The organism is Streptomyces sp. NPDC059166, assembly GCF_042755185.1.
In the GTDB taxonomy this organism is placed as follows: Bacteria; Actinomycetota; Actinomycetes; order Streptomycetales; family Streptomycetaceae; genus Streptomyces.
Genome location: NZ_JBHZCI010000005.1, coordinates 197,541 through 213,208 on the forward strand (window position 1 = coordinate 197,541; position 15,668 = coordinate 213,208).

A 15,668-nucleotide genomic window follows, 5' to 3' on the forward strand; every position below is an offset into this window, starting at 1 on the left:
GGGGTGTCTCATTCCACGATCAAGATCACCCGCGGATTCTGTGGCTTCCTCCACACCGCGGGAGCCTCCGGAACCGGCTTCCGCTACTGGCCCGCGAGGGCCCGCAGCCTGCTCAGGGCGCGGTGCTGGGCGACCCGGACGGCGCCCGGGGACATTCCGAGCATCTGCCCGGTCTCCTCGGCGGTCAGCCCGACCGCGACCCTCAGCACCAGGAGCTCGCGCTGGTTCTCCGGGAGGTTCGCCAGCAGCTTCTTCGCCCACGCCGCGTCACTGCTGAGCAGCGCCCGCTCCTCGGGACCGAGCGAGTCGTCGGGCCGTTCCGGCATCTCGTCGGAGGGCACGGCCGTCGAGCCGGGGTGCCGCATCGCGGCGCGCTGGAGGTCGGCGACCTTGTGCCCCGCGATGGCGAAGACGAACGCCTCGAAGGGCCTGCCGGTGTCCTTGTACCGCGGGAGCGCCATGAGCACGGCGACGCAGACCTCCTGCGCGAGGTCCTCCACGAAGTGACGGGCGTCACCGGGCAGCCGGTTCAGCCTGGACCTGCAGTAACGCAGGGCGAGGGGGTGCACATGGGCCAGCAGGTCATGGGTGGCCTGCGCGTCACCGTCGACGGCACGGTGCACCAGTGCACCGATCGCCGTCGTCCCGTCCTCGCGCATCGGACCATCGTGCCCCGGCCTCGACCGGTCCGTGGCACCGCGTCCCGAGTTGTGCACCGAAGCGTTATCAGCGGGCATGCCGGTGCCGGTCCGGTCGCGACGGGCTTCGGCCCCTGCGCCGTCGGCATCGCGAGCGGGCGCGCCTGCCGCCTCGCCCGCGCGTGCTCCAGCGTTCTGAGCGGGTGCGCCGGATGTCATGTCCTGCGCCCTCCCCTTCCGCTCGACCGAATGTTCCCCGAGGAACTCCACACCCCAAGGATGCGGCATCGGCCGGAAAGCGTCACACAACGCTGGTGGGGACGGCCCCGGCCGCAGGTCCACCCGCCACCGTCACCCCGTCCGCCGGCGCGCGGACGGGATCGCACGGCTACCGTCCGTGCCGGGGTGTCAGCGGACCAGGCCCCAGCGGAATCCGAGCGCGACGGCGTGCGCGCGGTCCGAGGCGCCGAGCTTCTTGAAGAGACGCCTCGCGTGCGTCTTCACGGTGTCCTCGGAGAGGAAGAGCTCACGGCCGATCTCGGCGTTGGAGCGGCCGTGGCTCATGCCCTCGAGCACCTGGATCTCCCGCGCGGTGAGCGTCGGCGCCGCGCCCATCTCGGCGGACCGCAGCCGGCGCGGGGCGAGCCGCCACGTCGGATCGGCCAGCGCCTGGGTCACGGTGGCGCGCAGTTCGGCACGCGAGGCGTCCTTGTGCAGATACCCGCGGGCGCCGGCGGCGACCGCGAGCGCGACGCCGTCCAGGTCCTCGGCGACGGTCAGCATGATGATCCGGGCCCCGGGGTCGGCGGAGAGCAGCCGCCGGACCGTCTCCACACCCCCCAGACCGGGCATGCGTACGTCCATCAGAATCAGATCCGAACGATCGGCCCCCCAGCGGCGGAGGACTTCCTCGCCGTTGGCCGCCGTCGTCACACGCTCGACGCCGGGCACGGTCGCAACCGCGCGGCGGAGCGCCTCTCGGGCAAGCGGGGAGTCGTCGCAGACGAGGACGGATGTCATGACCGTCCTCCGCAGCTGATGCGCGTCACCTTGAGCCTCCAGGCTGATACAAGTCGTCACCTGTGCGGTCGACCCCCTCGGACATCTGCCCGAGCTCGATCTCCGTCAACCGCCTCGTCCTCATCAACGACGGTCACTCGAAAGAGTTACGGGCCGAAGCATCCGGTTCGGCACTCTAAGTGAGGGACCGCGCACGGAGGAGAACGACACGGGGTCGCCCGCGACCGAACCGGCCGCCCAACCGACGCCATGCCCCATTTAGCGGGTTTTCTTCCCTTTTGCTGGCGTCTATGGCTAGATTCGCAATCAGTCATATTTACATCTACTAACACCGTAGATGTACGGTCGGGACTCCGGTCATCGAGACGGACGAGCGACAGCCGTCGAGGACGCCGTTTCCGAACCAGCAAGGTTTCGAGGGGACACGCAATGGCAGATTTCTCCCGCCTTCCCGGACCCAACGCGGACCTGTGGGACTGGCAGCTGCTGGCCGCATGCCGCGGGGTCGACAGTTCGCTCTTCTTCCACCCCGAGGGGGAACGCGGAGCAGCCCGGAGCGCCCGTGAGACCTCGGCGAAGGAGGTCTGCATGCGCTGCCCGGTGCGCGCCGAGTGCGCGGCGCACGCCCTCGCCGTACGCGAGCCCTACGGCGTATGGGGCGGCCTCACCGAGGACGAGCGCGAGGAACTCATGGGACGCGCCCGCAACCGCCTGATCACCGCCCACTCGGGCTCCGCCCAGGAGGGCGGCGACGCCCCCTGACCCATCGAACGCAGAAACGTTTTTTCGGCCGCCCGGCGCCCACTCCCCGGACGCGTACGCCGGGCACGGGCGTCCGGTGCGTCAGCGCGAGGCGGCCCGTGCCAGCTGGTCCAGGGTCGCCTCCACCGCCGGGACGCGCGCCAGGTCCGGCAGCGTGAGGGCGACCACCTCCCGCTCCACGGCCGGCTCCACCGTCACGGTGAGTGCCCCCTTGGGCCGGACGGACTCCAGGGCCAGGCCGGGCAGCACGGCGACACCCAGGCCTGCCCCGACGAGGCCGATGACCGCCGGGTAGTCGTCCGTGGCGAAGTCGATCCGGGGGGTGAAGCCTGAGGCCTCGCAGACCTCCACCAGCTGACGCCTGCAGCGCGGGCACCCCGCGATCCACGGCTCGTCGGCGAGGTCCTCGATGCCCACGGAGTCCGCTCCGGCCAGCCGGTGCCCCTCGGGGACCAGGCCGATGAGGCGGTCACTGAGCAGCGGGCGGACGACCAGGTCGTCCCATTCGCCGCCGGAGCCGCCGTAGCGGAACGCCAGGGCGATGTCGCAGTCGCCGTCGCGCAGCATCTCCACCGAGCGCGGCGGCTCCGCCTCGACGAGGGAGACCCTGGTCCCCGGGTGCTCGGCGCGCAGGGCGGCCAGGGCGCCGGGTACGAGCGTCGAACTGCCGCTCGGGAAGGACACGAGCCGGACCCTGCCCGCCCGCAGTCCGGCGATCGCGGCGACCTCCTCCTCCGCGGCGGTCAGCCCCGCGAGGATGCCGGAGGCGTGACGCACCAGCGCCTCACCGGCCTGGGTGAGACGCATCTCGCGCCCCGTGCGGATGAGCAGGGGCGTGCCGGCGGAGCTCTCCAGCGCCTTCATCTGCTGGCTGACCGCGGGCTGGGTGCACCCCAGGTCCCGCGCGGCGGCGGAGAACGAACCGGTGGTGGCCACGGCGCGCAGGACTCGGAGATGACGGGCTTCGATCACCCTTCAACCATAAGCGGCGCTTGCAGCTTTCGGAGAATATTCGCGGGCGCCTTTGGGTGACCGGCCCGTAAGCTCTTCGTCCATGAAGGTCCTCACCGTGAACATCGGCCGTCCCACCGCATCGCCCGACTCCGACGGCGCCGGCGGGCTCACCGGGATCGCCAAGCAGCCGCACGACGGTCCGGTGCGGGTGGCGGACCCCGGGCCGAAGGGCAGGGGCGGCAGCGGTCTGGCCGGGGACGCGGTGTGCGACCTGCGGCATCACGGCGGCACCGACCAGGCGGTCTACGCCTACGCCCGCGAGGAGCTCGACGCCTGGGAGCGGGAGCTCGGCCGCCCGCTGCCCAACGGGGCGTTCGGCGAGAACCTGACGACGCTCGGCCTCACCGTCAGCGAGGCGCTCATCGGGGAGCGCTGGCGCATCGGCGACCAGCTGGTCCTGGAGGTGACGTCCGGCCGCATCCCCTGCCGTACGTTCGCGGGCCACCTGGGCGAGCGCGGCTGGGTGAAGCGGTTCACCCGCGAGGGGGCCACCGGCGCCTACCTGCGGGTGATCGAACCGGGGACGATCCGCTCCGGCGACGTGGTCGAGGTGGTGCACACACCCCGTCACGAGGTCACCGCCGCGATGGAGTTCAGGGCGACGACCACGGAACGCGAGCTGCTCCCGCGGCTGCTCGACGCCGGGGACGCCCTGCACCCCGAGGCGCTGCGAGCCGCGAGGGAGTACGTCGCGAGGCAGAGCCCCGTCACCTGACCGCCGGGTCCCGCACACGTCCCACCTGCCGTCCAGGAGCGCACGGGCGGGTCCGCCGCGCCTCCGGCCGGACGCTAACGTGCCGCCTATGACGACTGCACTGATTACGGGCGCCACGGCGGGGATCGGGGCCGCCTTCGCGCGGCGGCTCGCGGCTGACGGGCACAACCTGGTGCTGGTGGCCCGCGACACGGAGCGGCTGCGCGCCCAGGCCACGGAGCTGCACGACGGGCACGGCATCGAGGCCGAGGTGCTGACCGCGGACCTCTCCACGGACTCCGGGATCGAGGCGGTCGAAGCGCGGCTGACGGACCGGGTGAGCCCGGTCGACCTGCTGGTGAACAACGCCGGTTTCGGCAACAAGGGCCGCTATCTGGACGTCTCGATCGCCGACGAGCTGACGATGCTGAAGGTGCACTGCGAGGCGGTGCTCCGTCTCACCTCGGCCGCGGCCGGCTCGATGCGGGAGCGCGGTCGCGGCGGTGTCGTCAACGTGGCCTCCGTCGCGGCCTTCCTGCCGCGCGGGACGTACGGCGCGTCGAAGGCGTGGGTCGTCCAGTTCACCCAGGGCGCGGCCAGGGACCTGGCGGGTACGGGGGTGCGGCTGATGGCGCTGTGCCCGGGCTTCGTGCGCACGGAGTTCCACGCGCGCGCGGGGATGGGGACGGGCGACATCCCCGGCTGGATGTGGCTGGACGCCGACAAGCTGGTGGCGGCGGCCCTGGCCGACCTGGCCCGGGGCCGGTCGGTGTCCATCCCGGACCCCCGGTACAAGGCGCTGATGAGTCTGGTGAAGCTGACGCCCCGCAGCGTGCTGGGGGGCGTCACCAACCGCGCGGGCCGCAGCTACGGCCCGAAGTAGCCGGACCGGCCCCGGGGCCGCCGACGCACCGAGGCCCGGTGCCCCCGCGACGGGGGCACCGGGCCTCGGTGGCGTACGGAGCCGTACTAGTGGGAGTGGCCGTGGCCGCCGTGACCGGCGTCGGCCTCCTCCTCGGCCGGCTTCTCGACGACCAGGGTCTCGGTCGTGAGCAGCAGCGACGCGATGGACGCGGCGTTCTCCAGGGCGGAGCGGGTGACCTTGACCGGGTCGATGACGCCGGCCTTGACCAGGTCGCCGTACTCGCCGGTCGCGGCGTTGAAGCCCTGGCCCTTGTCGAGGTCGGAGACCTTCGAGGTGATGACGTAGCCCTCGAGGCCCGCGTTCTCCGCGATCCAGCGGAGCGGCTCGACGGCGGCGCGGCGCACGACCGCGACACCGGTGGCCTCGTCGCCGGTCTTGCCGAGGTTGCCCTCGAGGACCTTGACGGCGTGGACGATGGCGGAGCCACCACCGGAGACGATGCCCTCCTCGACCGCGGCGCGGGTCGCGGAGATGGCGTCCTCCAGGCGGTGCTTCTTCTCCTTGAGCTCCACCTCGGTGGCCGCACCGACGCGGATCACGCAGACGCCGCCGGCCAGCTTCGCGAGGCGCTCCTGGAGCTTCTCGCGGTCCCAGTCGGAGTCCGTGGCCTCGATCTCGGCCTTGATCTGGTTGACCCGGCCCTTGACGTCGGCGGAGTCGCCGCCGCCGTCGACGATGGTGGTGTCGTCCTTGGAGACGGTCACGCGGCGGGCGGTGCCCAGCACGTCCAGACCGGCCTGGTCGAGCTTGAGGCCGACCTCCTCGGCGATGACGGTCGCACCGGTGAGGGTGGCGATGTCGCCGAGCATGGCCTTGCGGCGGTCACCGAAGCCGGGGGCCTTCACCGCGACGGCGTTGAAGGTGCCACGGATCTTGTTGACGACGAGGGTGGAGAGCGCCTCGCCCTCGACGTCCTCGGCGATGATCAGCAGCGGCTTCGAGCCACCCGCCTGGATGACCTTCTCCAGCAGCGGGAGCAGCTCCTGGATCGAGCCGATCTTGCCCTGGTGGATCAGGATGTACGGGTCGTCGAGGACGGCCTCCATACGCTCCTGGTCGGTCACCATGTACGGGGACAGGTAGCCCTTGTCGAAGGCCATGCCCTCGGTGAACTCGAGGTCCAGACCGAAGGTGTTGGACTCCTCGACGGTGATGACACCGTCCTTGCCGACCTTGTCCATCGCGTCCGCGATGAGCTCGCCGACCTGCGGGTCCTGCGCGGAGAGCGCGGCCACGGCGGCGATGTCGGCCTTGTCCTCGATCGGGCGGGCGCTCGCGAGGAGGTCCTCGGAGACGGCCTTCACGGCGGCGTCGATGCCCTTCTTCAGGGCGGCCGGGGACGCACCCGCGGCGACGTTGCGCAGGCCTTCGCGGACGAGGGCCTGGGCGAGCACGGTGGCGGTGGTGGTGCCGTCACCGGCGACGTCGTTGGTCTTGGTGGCGACCTCCTTCACCAGCTGGGCACCGAGGTTCTCGTACGGGTCGTCGAGCTCGACCTCGCGCGCGATGGTGACACCGTCGTTGGTGATGGTGGGGGCGCCGAACTTCTTGTCGATGACGACGTTGCGGCCCTTCGGACCGATCGTCACCTTCACCGTGTCGGCAAGCTTGTTGACGCCGCGCTCAAGGGCGCGACGGGCGTCCTCGTCGAACTTCAGAATCTTCGCCATGGGCTGAGCTGTCCTCTCAAACGAACTGCGCCCCTCGCCGCCCGGCTAGTCGTTTCGCAGGGGGCCAGGGGCGCAGAACAGAAGCAAACGTGGGTGAATTACTTCTCGACGATCGCGAGCACGTCGCGGGCCGAGAGGACGAGGTACTCCTCGCCGTTGTACTTCACCTCGGTGCCGCCGTACTTGCTGTACAGGACGACATCGCCGGTCTTGACGTCGAGCGGAAGGCGCTCGCCGTTCTCGAAGCGGCCCGGGCCCACGGCCAGGACGACGCCCTCCTGGGGCTTCTCCTTGGCGGTGTCCGGAATGACCAGGCCGGAAGCCGTGGTCTGCTCGGCGTCGAGCGGCTGGACCACAATGCGGTCCTCGAGCGGCTTGATCGCAACCTTGGAGCTGGTGGTCGACACGATCCGGTCTCCCCCTTCGGAGATCTCACGGGGTTTAACAGTCTGTGGATGGCGACCAGGTGGATCCGTCGTCGCGGGTGCCGGACCTGCCCTGTCGCGCGGCTGTGCTGGCACTCTCCCTCGGGGAGTGCCAGACCTGAGACTATGACCGCGATTAGCACTCGGTCAAGCGGAGTGCCAATTCACCACCCTCGCGTGGCGCCGGGGGCCCCGCGGGCACCCCGAGGCCCCCACGGCTGTGGGGCGGACCGCCGCGCGGTCCGCCCCACAGTCGCCGGACACGTGCCCCGTACCGGGCGTGCCCCGCACGGCGCCTCAGACGTAGTCCTCCAGCCTGGCGACCGCGTACCCCTTGTCCGTGACCGTCTTCATGACCTGCCGGATCATGTCGGCCATGGAACCGTCCCAGTCCTCCTCGCCCCGGAAGTGGGTGAGGATGATGTCGCCGGGGTGAAGGTCCTGGTCCGCCTCGCGCCACTCCATGTGGTCGGGGAACGCCTCCGCGGCCCACAGCGGCACGGCCTCGACGCCGCAGGACTTGGCGACGCGCAGGGTGTCGCCGTTGTAGTTGCCGTACGGCGGCCTGAAGAGGGTGGGGCGCTTCCCGAAGTACTTCTCGATCTTGTCCTGCTCGCCGCAGATCTCCCTCCGCTGCTCGGACGCCGAGAGCCCCGGGAGGTAGCGGTGGTTGAGCGTGTGGTTGTTGAGCGTGACGCCCCGGGCCTGCATGTCCTTGAAGTACCCGTAGTCGTCGCTGGTGAGGTAGTCGCTGAGGAAGGCGCTGTACGGGATGTTCAGTTCCGTCATCATCCTCAGCAGCTCGGGGTCCTTCTCCGCCCCGTCGTCCATCGTCAGGAAGACGACGCGCTCCTTGGTCGGAACGGTGGTGAACACCGGCGGCAGGTTCTCACCCCCCTCCACCTCGAACCCCTTGCGGGTGGTGATGCGGGGCTTCTCGGCGGGCGGCTCCGGAGGGGCCAGCGGGGTCTTCGCCAGGCCCCACTTCCGCACGGCGGCGACCCGCGCGGCGTGCTGCTTCCTGAGCCGTTCGACGCGCGCCTCCGCCGCCGCGACCGGGCCGGCGGGAGCGGCCGCGGGGCCCTGCTGGCCGGCCTCCGCCTTCTCCCGGGCGTCGTCCCGGCCGGCCGTGCCGCCGGCACCGTCCGCGCACCCCGAGGCGACGGCGGCGACGAGCAGTGCGGCCAGCACCGCGCGGATCGGTTTACCCCGCTTCATGGCTGATTTGTCGTTTTGTCGTACTAGCTGCATGGCGCCGCATCCTGCCACCGGGGCGCCCGGTACCCCCGTAAGACACCTCGGCGGATCCCCCGGGTCCCCCGGCTGGCTCACAATGGACCGGTGAACGCCCTCCCCCCTCCCGGCCACACCGACCCCGCGGACCCGCTCGCGGCCTTCGGCGCACTCCGCACCCCCGAGGGGGCGGCGCTCCTCGAGGAGCTGCGCGACCACGACCCCGCCCGCGAACTGGCGACCGCGACCCGGTTGCGCCGGTCGCACCCCGCGGCGCTCGTGTCGGCGGCCCTCGGGCAGGCGCGCCTGCGTCAGCGGGCGGTCGCGAAGTTCGGTACGCAGGACGCGTACCGCATGTTCTTCACCCCCGACGGCGTGGAACAGGCCACCCGCACCTCGGTCGCCGGATACCGCGCGGGACGGTTCGCCCAGCTCGGCGTGCGGAGCGTGGCCGACCTCTGCTGCGGCATCGGCGGTGACGCGATCGCGCTGGCCAGGGCGGGCATCTCGGTACTGGCCGTGGACCGTGACCCGCTCACCGCGGCGGTCGCCGCCGCGAACGCGGAGGCGCTCGGCCTCCAGGACCTGATCGAGGTGCGGTGCGCGGACGTCACGGAGACCGACACGTCCGCGTACGAGGCGGTCTTCGTCGATCCCGCGCGACGCGGCGGACGGGGCAGGATCTTCGACCCCGAGGCCTATTCCCCGCCGCTGTCCTGGGCGACGCGTGCCGCGCTCGACGCGCCTCGCGCCGCGCTGAAGATCGCCCCCGGCGTGCCGCACGAGGCGATCGAGCCCCGGGCCGAGGCGGAATGGATCTCGGACGGCGGCGACGTGAAGGAGGCCGTGCTCTGGTTCGGTGAGGGCTTCACGCCCGGCGGGTACCGGGCGACGCTGCTCCCGTCCCGCACGACGCTCCTCGCCGCGGGTCCGCTCCCCGCCCCGCCGGTGGGCCCCGTCGGCCGGTACCTGTACGAGCCGGACGGCGCCGTGATCCGGGCGCATCTGGTCGCCCGGATCGTCGAGGAGTCCGGGGGAAGGCTGGTCGACGAGACGATCGCGTACGTGACGAGCGACAGCCCGTACGCCTCCGAGGCGGTGTCCGGATACGAGATCACCGACCAGCTCCCCTTCAACATGAAGAAGCTGAAGGCGCTGCTGAGGGAGCGTGAGGTCGGGGTGCTGACGGTCAAGAAGCGCGGCTCCGCCGTCGAACCGGAGGAGCTCCGGCGGAAGATGAAGCTCCGGGGGCCGCACGTGGCGACCGTCTTCCTCACACGGGTGGCCGGTGCCCCGACCATGCTGATCGGCCGGCCGGCCGGGTTGTCCTGATCAGCGGCTCGGGTGGCCGTCGCGCCGAGACGGTCCTGAGGACCGGCCCTGGTGTGACCGGCCCCTGGTGACCGGCCCTGATTCACGCCCGCCGGCGGGCGGTTTCGTCAGCGGCGCCCGGCCGGCGGCCCGGATCACCGGTCCACGGAGAGCAGCGGCCGCGCGGGCACCCCGGCCAGCACCCGGACGACCCAGCGGCGGTGGGCGAACGCCTTGACCAGTCCGGTCAGCCCGGTCAGCCACGCCAGGAACCCGATACCCATCAGCCAGGCCACCTGGGCGTAGGTGTCCTCGCCCGCCCTGGCCTTCGCCGGGACCGCGACACAGAGGAAGAGGCCCACCGCGCAGAGCGCGAACGACGTCGTCAGCCAGACGAGCGCCACCCGCGGCATGCGCAGGGGCAGGTCCACCGCCGGATCGCGGTCCAGCCCGCCCCACTGCGTCAGGAGCCGGTGGACCCGCAGGTCCCTGGCGGCGCCCACGGCGACGAAGGCCACCGCGGGGATGATCACCGCCGCGCCGACGGCGAGGAAGACGGCACCGAGGAGCGCGGAGAAGGGGTCCGCCCCCTCCTCGAACGAGACGAGCGCGAGGCCCACCAGGGACCAGCCGACCACCGCGGCACCCGCCCACATCCAGAGCAGGCCCAGGCTGCCGGGCCCCATGAACGTCCTGGTCAGCTCGCCGAGGACCAGCGCTCGGTCGCGCAGCAGCGCGTCCCGGTCCGGCCAGGACCGCAGCTCCGTCGGCGGGGGCGGGGGCGGCAGCGGCGCACGGCGTGACATGCGCCAGACACTACCGACTCCCTGCCGGACTGCGGCAGTTGGATCCGGACCCCACGCTCAGGTCAGCGGATACGACGTCCGGCCTGACGCCTCGTCGATCTCGTCGTGTGCCTTGGTGAGCAGCTTCATCGCGAGTTCGTTGAGTGCGCGGGCCCCGGCGATCTCCTCGCCCACTCGCGGCTGTTGCGCGTCGGAGGGGTGGCGGCTGGCATATCCGTGGGCCCGTACCTCGGTCCCGTCGCTGAGTCGCACGAGGGCCGCCGCACGGGTGCGGTGCGCGTCCTCCTCGAACTCCAGCTCGACATGCCATCCGACGGTCGTCTCCATCATCACGGTCACCTCCCGGAGTTTCCCTCACTCCAGGGTGCGCCCGTTCCCCGCGCGACGCACGGCGTGCGGGCCGGGCTCAGGCCTCCTGCAGCGCCTTCACGTCGAGCTTCCGCATCCCCATCATCGCCTTCATCACCCGGTCCGCGCGCTCGCGGTCGGCGCCGCCGATCAGCTCGGGCAGCACGCGGGGGACGATCTGCCAGGACAGCCCGTACCTGTCCTTCAGCCATCCGCACATGCTCTCCTCGCCGCCGTCGGCGGTCAGCGCCGCCCACAGCCTGTCGACCTCCTCCTGGTCCGCGCAGTCCACGCTGAGCGAGACCGCCTCGCTGAAGGTGAAGTGCGGGCCGCCGTTGAGGCCGATGTACTCCTGTCCGGCGAGCACGAAGTCCACGGTCAGGACCGCGCCGGTCTCACCGGGGGCCGAGTCGGAGTTGTGGGTGATCTCGACGATGCGGGAGTCCCCGCCGAAGACCGAGACGTAGAACTCCGCGGCCTCCTGCGCCTTGTCGTCGAACCAGAGACAGGGCCTGATCTTCTGCATGGTCTTCTCCTCGCCTCGGAACATCGTGGTCCGCGTGCAAGGTAGACCGGTCCAGCCCCGTGAACTCATCGGACACGCGGGGCCCCGGCCGTCAACGGCCCGTGGGTCCGAGGGACTCGAAGCGCCACCGGTGCACCGGGCGGGCGGTGAGCCCCGCCTCCGGTTCCGGGAGCTCGGGCAGTTCGGCGTCGTACGCCGCGTCCCACCAGGTCAGGACCAGCACCCGGTCCTGGGGGGCGCGCAGCAGTTCGCCGCGCAGCGGCCGCGGGTCGAGCTCGCCGGCCCGCGCCTCGGCCCATTCCAGCAGCTCCGCGCCGCGGCCCTCCGCCGCGCGGGCCTCCCACATCAGGGCGACGCTCATGAGTAGAGGTTGCCCTTGCTGACCTCGTGCACATGGTCGTGGCCGTGCGTGTGCCCGTGTCCGTGCGCTCCCGGCACATGGGTCTCGGTGACCGGCAGCGAGGAGTCCGCCGAGAGGCCGAGGTCGGAGACCGGCCGGTTGCGGGCGACCATCTCGGCGCCGAGGGCGGCGACCATGGCGCCGTTGTCGGTGCACAGCTTCGGCCTGGGGACGCGCAGCCGGATACCGGCCCGCTCGCACCGCTCCTCGGCGAGGGCGCGCAGCCGCGAGTTGGCCGCCACTCCGCCGCCGATCATCAGGTGGTCGACGCCCTCGTCCTTGCAGGCCCGGACGGCCTTGCGGGTGAGCACGTCCACCACCGCCTCCTGGAAGGAGGCCGCCACGTCCCGTACGGGGACGTCCTCGCCGGCCGCGCGCTTGGCCTCGATCCAGCGGGCCACGGACGTCTTGAGGCCGGAGAAGGAGAAGTCGTAGGCGGGATCGCGTGAGCCGGTCAGTCCGCGCGGGAAGGCGATCGCCTTCGGGTCGCCCTCCCTGGCCAGCCGGTCGATGACGGGACCGCCGGGGAAGCCGAGGTCCAGCACCCGGGCGATCTTGTCGAAGGCCTCGCCCGCCGCGTCGTCGATGGTCGCGCCCAGCGGCCGTACGTCGTTGGTGATGTCCGGCGCCAGCAGCAGCGAGGAGTGCCCGCCGCTCACCAGGAGCGCCATCGTCGGCTCGGGCAGGGGGCCGTGCTCCAGCTGGTCCACACAGATGTGGGAGGCCAGGTGGTTCACCCCGTACAGCGGCTTGTTCAGCGCGTACGCGTACGCCTTGGCCGCCGATACGCCGACGAGCAGCGCTCCCGCGAGCCCGGGTCCGGCGGTGACGGCGATGCCGTCGAGGTCGCGGGCGCTGATCCCGGCGTCCTTCAGGGCGCGCTCGATGGTGGGGACCATCGCCTCCAGGTGCGCGCGGGAGGCGATCTCGGGGACGACGCCGCCGAAGCGTGCGTGGGTGTCCACACTGGAGGCGACGGCGTCGGCGAGCAGCGTGGTGCCGCGCACGATGCCGACGCCGGTCTCGTCGCAGGAGGTCTCGATACCGAGTACGAGCGGTTCGTCAGCCATCAGTCTGTCTCTGTTCCTTGTACGGTCAGGCGCATGACGAGTGCGTCGATGTTCCCGGGCTGGTAGTAGCCCCGGCGGAAGCCGATGGGCTCGAAGCCGAAGCGTTCGTAGAGCTTCTGCGCGCGTGTGTTGTCGACACGGACCTCCAGCAGCACGGCGGCGCACTCGAAGGCGGTGGCGTGCCTGAGGAGGTCGGTCAGGAGTTCGGATCCGAGTCCGCCGCCCCAGTGGGAGCGGCTGACGGCGATCGTCTGGACGTCGGCGAGGTCGCCGGCCGACGCGAGGCCCGCGTAGCCGACGATCCGGCCGTCGGCGGGGTCCTCGGCGACGACGTAGCGGTGGGTGGCGCCGGGCCCGCGGGCGTGGGCCAGTTCGGACCAGAACATGCCGGGCGACCACGCGTCGTCCGGGAAGAGTTCGTGTTCGAGGTCCAGCACCGGCTCGATGTCCCACCAGCGCATCTCGCGGAGCACAGCGGTCGCGGTGGTCACTTGGGGGTGACCACCTTGTAGTTCTTCGGGACCTGGGCGTCGGGCCTGCGCAGGTAGAGGGGCTGCGGCGGCAGCAGTTCGGCCCCGGCGGCGAGGCGCTCGGCGGCCAGGGCGGCGAGCGCGCCCGCCGAGACGTGTTCCGGCCCGCGGGCGTCGGGGAACGCCTCGGGGTACAGCAGGGCGCCGGCGCCGGCGACGGGGAGTCCGGCGAGGCGCTCCGCGATGTCGGCGGGCCTGTCCACGCCGGGTTCGCCGGCCCTGGCGCCGGACGCGTCGTACCGCGCCCAGTAGACCTCCTTGCGGCGCGCGTCCGTCGCGACGGCGAACGGGCCCTCCAGGCCGTCCCGGCCGGCGGCGTACGCGAGGGCGTCCAGCGTGCACAGGCCGTGCACGGGCACCGACAGGGCGGAACCGAAGGTCGCCGCGGTGACCAGGCCGACACGCAGACCGGTGTACGGGCCCGGTCCCACCCCGACGACGACCCCGGTCACCGCGTCGAGCGTCGTCCCGGCCTCCGCCAGGACCCGGTGCACGGCGGGAAGCAGCAGCTCCCCGTGCCGGCGGGCGTCGACCTGCCCGGTCTCGGCGATGACGGAGGTGCCGTCGTGGAGGGCGGCGGTGACGGCGGGGGTTGCGGTATCCATGGCGAGCAGCAGCACACAAACAGCCTACGGCTCCGCCGACTGGGCCATGGCCCGGCCGTACAGCGTCCGGGTCTCGCCTTCCGCTGCTGGTACCGTCGCCGGGTATACGCGTGTACGACGTAAATGCTTGTACGACATGCGACGGGCGCATGTGAAAGGGGACCTCACGGTGGCAAGGGGCAGCTCGGGAATCGTGGCCGGGCTCACCGCCGCGGCGCTGGCCGCGGTCTGTTTCCTCGCCTACCAGGCGTCGGCTAACGCACCGGACTCGGTCGCGGCACCCTCCGCCGGTTCCCCGGGCCCCTCGGCCACCCCGTCCAGGAAGCCCGCTCCCCCGAAGGACCCGCTCGCGGTGCCCGCGGGATCCGACGCGGGCACCCGGGTCGTGTACGCCCTGAAGGACCGCCGCGTCTGGCTCGTGGACGACGCCGGGAAGGCGCTCCGGACGTTCCCGGTCATGCCGAGCTCGGTGAACCCGGAGCCCGGCGTCTACCAGGTCACCTCACGCTCCGGCAGCATCAAGGGCTCCGACGGCGTGCTGATCGAGCACGTGGTGCGCTTCGCGAGTGTGGACGACGTGGTGATCGGCTTCAGTGCCGCGCAGGACAACTCGATGGAGAGCCCCGACCCCACCCTGAGGACCGGCGGGGTGCGGATGAAGCGCCCCGACGGGAACGCGATGTGGACGTTCGCCACGGTGGGCGTGAAGGTCGTCGTCGTCCCTTAGCGCTCGTGGGCGGTTCGCCCCGTGGCCGCGCTCGCGCGAGACAACCCCGTGGGCCGCTCCCGCGCCCGGGGGTCAGGCCGCGTCGCGCCGCTCGGCGGGCCGGTCGCCCTCTGCCGCATCCTCGTCGGCCTCGGCGGGCGGCGTGGACACCGCGGTGGCGGCCGCGCAGGACGCCAGCAGGTCCTTCATCGACACACCTGAAGCCACCGGTGTCTGCGCCTGCGGCGACTGCGGCCGCGCGTCGTGCTCGGGTGCCGGCATGGATGCCTCCTCGGGCCTCGATGAGAGGCGGAGTTAGGTAGACCTAACCCCTCTCTGCTCCCATGTGACCACGGCAGAGCTCTCCCGCGCAACATTTTACCGACGGCCTGTCGGAAAGCATCCCCGTCCGGCGGCCGCGGAACGCCGGGCGCCGCCGCGGACGCCGCTCAGAGCTCCGCGAGCGCGTTCCCCAGCCCCGCCCAGCGCGCGCCGACGCCCACCAGCGTCACCCTGCGGCGTTCGTCGTCGGTGTCGCCGACGGCGCGGTCGATCACCACGTGGAGGCGGTCGTCGGAGAGCTCCTCCACCTTGCCGTCGCCCCACTCCACGACGATCACGGAGTCCGGCAGGGAGACGTCGAGGTCCAGGTCCTCCATCTCGTCGAGCCCGCCGCCCAGGCGGTACGCGTCGACGTGGACCAGGGCGGGGCCCTCGCCCAGCGGCGGGTGGACCCGGGCGATCACGAAGGTCGGCGAGGTCACCGCACCGCGCACCCCGAGGCCCTCACCGAGACCGCGGGTCAGGGTGGTCTTGCCCGCGCCGAGCTCGCCCGTGAGCATGACCAGGTCGCCCGGGGCCAGCACGGCGGCGATCCGGCGGCCCAGCCGCTTCATCTCTTCGGGGGACTCGACGGCGACGTCCAGGGTGACGGTCTCCGGTGCGGCGGAGCCCGCCACCGGAACGTTGTGCGCTGCTTCCATGC

The 15,668-nt window shown here is 72.0% G+C and carries 20 protein-coding genes; 5 read left to right on the forward strand and 15 right to left on the reverse strand.

Annotated features, from left to right (window positions below; all coding sequences use genetic code 11):
• Positions 1-83: 83 nt before the first annotated feature.
• Together ACFXOA_RS06005 and ACFXOA_RS06010 are read right to left on the reverse strand one after the other, a co-directional pair.
• Positions 84-659 carry a sigma-70 family RNA polymerase sigma factor gene (locus ACFXOA_RS06005; RefSeq protein ID WP_385023066.1) on the reverse strand — a complete coding sequence of 192 codons (576 nt, stop codon included), beginning with the start codon at positions 657-659 and terminating at the stop codon, positions 84-86.
• A gap of 387 nt (positions 660-1,046) precedes the next feature.
• Positions 1,047-1,658, reverse strand: a complete 612-nt coding sequence (locus ACFXOA_RS06010; protein WP_003948568.1) for a response regulator transcription factor — start codon at positions 1,656-1,658, stop codon at positions 1,047-1,049.
• 429 nt (positions 1,659-2,087) lie between these two features.
• Between ACFXOA_RS06010 and ACFXOA_RS06015 the strand changes: the two genes are divergently transcribed.
• Positions 2,088-2,420, forward strand: coding sequence for a WhiB family transcriptional regulator (locus ACFXOA_RS06015; protein ID WP_385023068.1), 333 nt, complete (start codon positions 2,088-2,090; stop codon positions 2,418-2,420).
• 81 nt (positions 2,421-2,501) lie between these two features.
• On the opposite strand, the gene ACFXOA_RS06020 is transcribed toward ACFXOA_RS06015, so the two are convergent.
• Positions 2,502-3,392 (reverse strand): LysR family transcriptional regulator, encoded by an 891-nt coding sequence (locus ACFXOA_RS06020; RefSeq protein WP_385023070.1) that lies wholly within the window; start codon positions 3,390-3,392, stop codon positions 2,502-2,504.
• Between the two features lie 82 nt (positions 3,393-3,474).
• Here ACFXOA_RS06020 and ACFXOA_RS06025 point away from each other — a divergent pair, with 82 nt between their 5' ends.
• On the forward strand, positions 3,475-4,149 hold the full coding sequence (locus ACFXOA_RS06025; protein ID WP_385023072.1) for an MOSC domain-containing protein: 675 nt from the start codon (positions 3,475-3,477) through the stop codon (positions 4,147-4,149).
• Between the two features lie 88 nt (positions 4,150-4,237).
• Positions 4,238-5,011: an SDR family NAD(P)-dependent oxidoreductase gene (locus tag ACFXOA_RS06030; protein WP_385023074.1), complete on the forward strand. Its 774-nt coding sequence runs from the start codon at positions 4,238-4,240 to the stop codon at positions 5,009-5,011.
• Between the two features lie 86 nt (positions 5,012-5,097).
• Here ACFXOA_RS06030 and groL read toward each other — a convergent pair whose 3' ends face one another.
• The 3 genes from groL to ACFXOA_RS06045 all read right to left on the reverse strand — a co-directional run bounded on the left by groL (position 5,098) and on the right by ACFXOA_RS06045 (position 8,366).
• Positions 5,098-6,723, reverse strand: coding sequence for a chaperonin GroEL (groL, locus tag ACFXOA_RS06035; RefSeq protein ID WP_362552778.1), 1,626 nt, complete (start codon positions 6,721-6,723; stop codon positions 5,098-5,100).
• 98 nt (positions 6,724-6,821) lie between these two features.
• Positions 6,822-7,130, reverse strand: coding sequence for a co-chaperone GroES (gene groES / locus ACFXOA_RS06040; protein ID WP_003966899.1), 309 nt, complete (start codon positions 7,128-7,130; stop codon positions 6,822-6,824).
• A gap of 315 nt (positions 7,131-7,445) precedes the next feature.
• Positions 7,446-8,366 carry a polysaccharide deacetylase family protein gene (locus tag ACFXOA_RS06045; RefSeq protein ID WP_385023077.1) on the reverse strand — a complete coding sequence of 307 codons (921 nt, stop codon included), beginning with the start codon at positions 8,364-8,366 and terminating at the stop codon, positions 7,446-7,448.
• A 123-nt stretch (positions 8,367-8,489) separates the two neighbouring features.
• On the opposite strand from ACFXOA_RS06045, the gene ACFXOA_RS06050 reads away from it, so the two are divergent.
• The gene (locus ACFXOA_RS06050; protein ID WP_385023079.1) at positions 8,490-9,713 is read left to right on the forward strand and encodes an SAM-dependent methyltransferase; all 1,224 of its coding nucleotides are present in this window, start codon (positions 8,490-8,492) and stop codon (positions 9,711-9,713) included.
• Between the two features lie 134 nt (positions 9,714-9,847).
• On the opposite strand, the gene ACFXOA_RS06055 is transcribed toward ACFXOA_RS06050, so the two are convergent.
• From ACFXOA_RS06055 to tsaB, 7 genes are all read right to left on the reverse strand, one after another.
• Positions 9,848-10,498 (reverse strand): hypothetical protein, encoded by a 651-nt coding sequence (locus ACFXOA_RS06055; RefSeq protein ID WP_385023081.1) that lies wholly within the window; start codon positions 10,496-10,498, stop codon positions 9,848-9,850.
• A 57-nt stretch (positions 10,499-10,555) separates the two neighbouring features.
• A complete protein-coding gene (locus ACFXOA_RS06060) occupies positions 10,556-10,828 on the reverse strand; it encodes a DUF1876 domain-containing protein (protein WP_385023083.1) in 273 nt (90 codons plus the stop codon).
• 76 nt (positions 10,829-10,904) lie between these two features.
• The gene (locus tag ACFXOA_RS06065; protein ID WP_385023085.1) at positions 10,905-11,372 is read right to left on the reverse strand and encodes a VOC family protein; all 468 of its coding nucleotides are present in this window, start codon (positions 11,370-11,372) and stop codon (positions 10,905-10,907) included.
• A 91-nt stretch (positions 11,373-11,463) separates the two neighbouring features.
• Positions 11,464-11,733 carry a hypothetical protein gene (locus ACFXOA_RS06070; protein ID WP_385023087.1) on the reverse strand — a complete coding sequence of 90 codons (270 nt, stop codon included), beginning with the start codon at positions 11,731-11,733 and terminating at the stop codon, positions 11,464-11,466.
• On the reverse strand, positions 11,730-12,842 hold the full coding sequence (gene tsaD / locus ACFXOA_RS06075; protein WP_385023089.1) for a tRNA (adenosine(37)-N6)-threonylcarbamoyltransferase complex transferase subunit TsaD: 1,113 nt from the start codon (positions 12,840-12,842) through the stop codon (positions 11,730-11,732). Before tsaD ends, ACFXOA_RS06070 begins: the two co-directional genes overlap by 4 nt.
• Positions 12,842-13,333: a ribosomal protein S18-alanine N-acetyltransferase gene (gene rimI, locus ACFXOA_RS06080; protein WP_385023091.1), complete on the reverse strand. Its 492-nt coding sequence runs from the start codon at positions 13,331-13,333 to the stop codon at positions 12,842-12,844. Before rimI ends, tsaD begins: the two co-directional genes overlap by 1 nt.
• Positions 13,330-13,977: a tRNA (adenosine(37)-N6)-threonylcarbamoyltransferase complex dimerization subunit type 1 TsaB gene (tsaB, locus tag ACFXOA_RS06085; protein WP_385023093.1), complete on the reverse strand. Its 648-nt coding sequence runs from the start codon at positions 13,975-13,977 to the stop codon at positions 13,330-13,332. The genes rimI and tsaB overlap by 4 nt, the downstream gene beginning before the upstream one ends.
• Positions 13,978-14,113: 136 nt before the next feature.
• On the opposite strand from tsaB, the gene ACFXOA_RS06090 reads away from it, so the two are divergent.
• Positions 14,114-14,704, forward strand: a complete 591-nt coding sequence (locus tag ACFXOA_RS06090) for a hypothetical protein (RefSeq protein ID WP_385023095.1) — start codon at positions 14,114-14,116, stop codon at positions 14,702-14,704.
• A 72-nt stretch (positions 14,705-14,776) separates the two neighbouring features.
• On the opposite strand, the gene ACFXOA_RS06095 is transcribed toward ACFXOA_RS06090, so the two are convergent.
• Complete coding sequence (locus ACFXOA_RS06095) at positions 14,777-14,965, reverse strand: hypothetical protein (protein ID WP_385023097.1); 189 nt, start codon at positions 14,963-14,965, stop codon at positions 14,777-14,779.
• Positions 14,966-15,132: 167 nt separating this feature from the next.
• Positions 15,133-15,666, reverse strand: coding sequence for a tRNA (adenosine(37)-N6)-threonylcarbamoyltransferase complex ATPase subunit type 1 TsaE (tsaE, locus tag ACFXOA_RS06100; RefSeq protein ID WP_385023099.1), 534 nt, complete (start codon positions 15,664-15,666; stop codon positions 15,133-15,135).
• Between the last annotated feature and the right edge of the window lie 2 nt (positions 15,667-15,668).

What these genes read in the sequence shown, in the direction of transcription:
- ACFXOA_RS06015 (WP_385023068.1), top strand. Translation starts at nt 2,088, where the DNA reads ATGGCAGATTTCTCCCGCCTTCCCGGACCCAACGCGGACCTGTGGGAC.
- ACFXOA_RS06045 (WP_385023077.1), bottom strand. Translation starts at nt 8,366, where the DNA reads ATGAAGCGGGGTAAACCGATCCGCGCGGTGCTGGCCGCACTGCTCGTC.
- tsaD (WP_385023089.1), bottom strand. Translation starts at nt 12,842, where the DNA reads ATGGCTGACGAACCGCTCGTACTCGGTATCGAGACCTCCTGCGACGAG.
- ACFXOA_RS06060 (WP_385023083.1), bottom strand. Translation starts at nt 10,828, where the DNA reads ATGATGGAGACGACCGTCGGATGGCATGTCGAGCTGGAGTTCGAGGAG.
- tsaE (WP_385023099.1), bottom strand. Translation starts at nt 15,666, where the DNA reads ATGGAAGCAGCGCACAACGTTCCGGTGGCGGGCTCCGCCGCACCGGAG.
- ACFXOA_RS06005 (WP_385023066.1), bottom strand. Translation starts at nt 659, where the DNA reads ATGCGCGAGGACGGGACGACGGCGATCGGTGCACTGGTGCACCGTGCC.
- ACFXOA_RS06095 (WP_385023097.1), bottom strand. Translation starts at nt 14,965, where the DNA reads ATGCCGGCACCCGAGCACGACGCGCGGCCGCAGTCGCCGCAGGCGCAG.
- ACFXOA_RS06070 (WP_385023087.1), bottom strand. Translation starts at nt 11,733, where the DNA reads ATGAGCGTCGCCCTGATGTGGGAGGCCCGCGCGGCGGAGGGCCGCGGC.
- ACFXOA_RS06025 (WP_385023072.1), top strand. Translation starts at nt 3,475, where the DNA reads ATGAAGGTCCTCACCGTGAACATCGGCCGTCCCACCGCATCGCCCGAC.
- tsaB (WP_385023093.1), bottom strand. Translation starts at nt 13,977, where the DNA reads ATGGATACCGCAACCCCCGCCGTCACCGCCGCCCTCCACGACGGCACC.
- ACFXOA_RS06055 (WP_385023081.1), bottom strand. Translation starts at nt 10,498, where the DNA reads ATGTCACGCCGTGCGCCGCTGCCGCCCCCGCCCCCGCCGACGGAGCTG.
- ACFXOA_RS06065 (WP_385023085.1), bottom strand. Translation starts at nt 11,372, where the DNA reads ATGCAGAAGATCAGGCCCTGTCTCTGGTTCGACGACAAGGCGCAGGAG.
- groL (WP_362552778.1), bottom strand. Translation starts at nt 6,723, where the DNA reads ATGGCGAAGATTCTGAAGTTCGACGAGGACGCCCGTCGCGCCCTTGAG.
- ACFXOA_RS06090 (WP_385023095.1), top strand. Translation starts at nt 14,114, where the DNA reads ATGCGACGGGCGCATGTGAAAGGGGACCTCACGGTGGCAAGGGGCAGC.
- ACFXOA_RS06010 (WP_003948568.1), bottom strand. Translation starts at nt 1,658, where the DNA reads ATGACATCCGTCCTCGTCTGCGACGACTCCCCGCTTGCCCGAGAGGCG.
- ACFXOA_RS06030 (WP_385023074.1), top strand. Translation starts at nt 4,238, where the DNA reads ATGACGACTGCACTGATTACGGGCGCCACGGCGGGGATCGGGGCCGCC.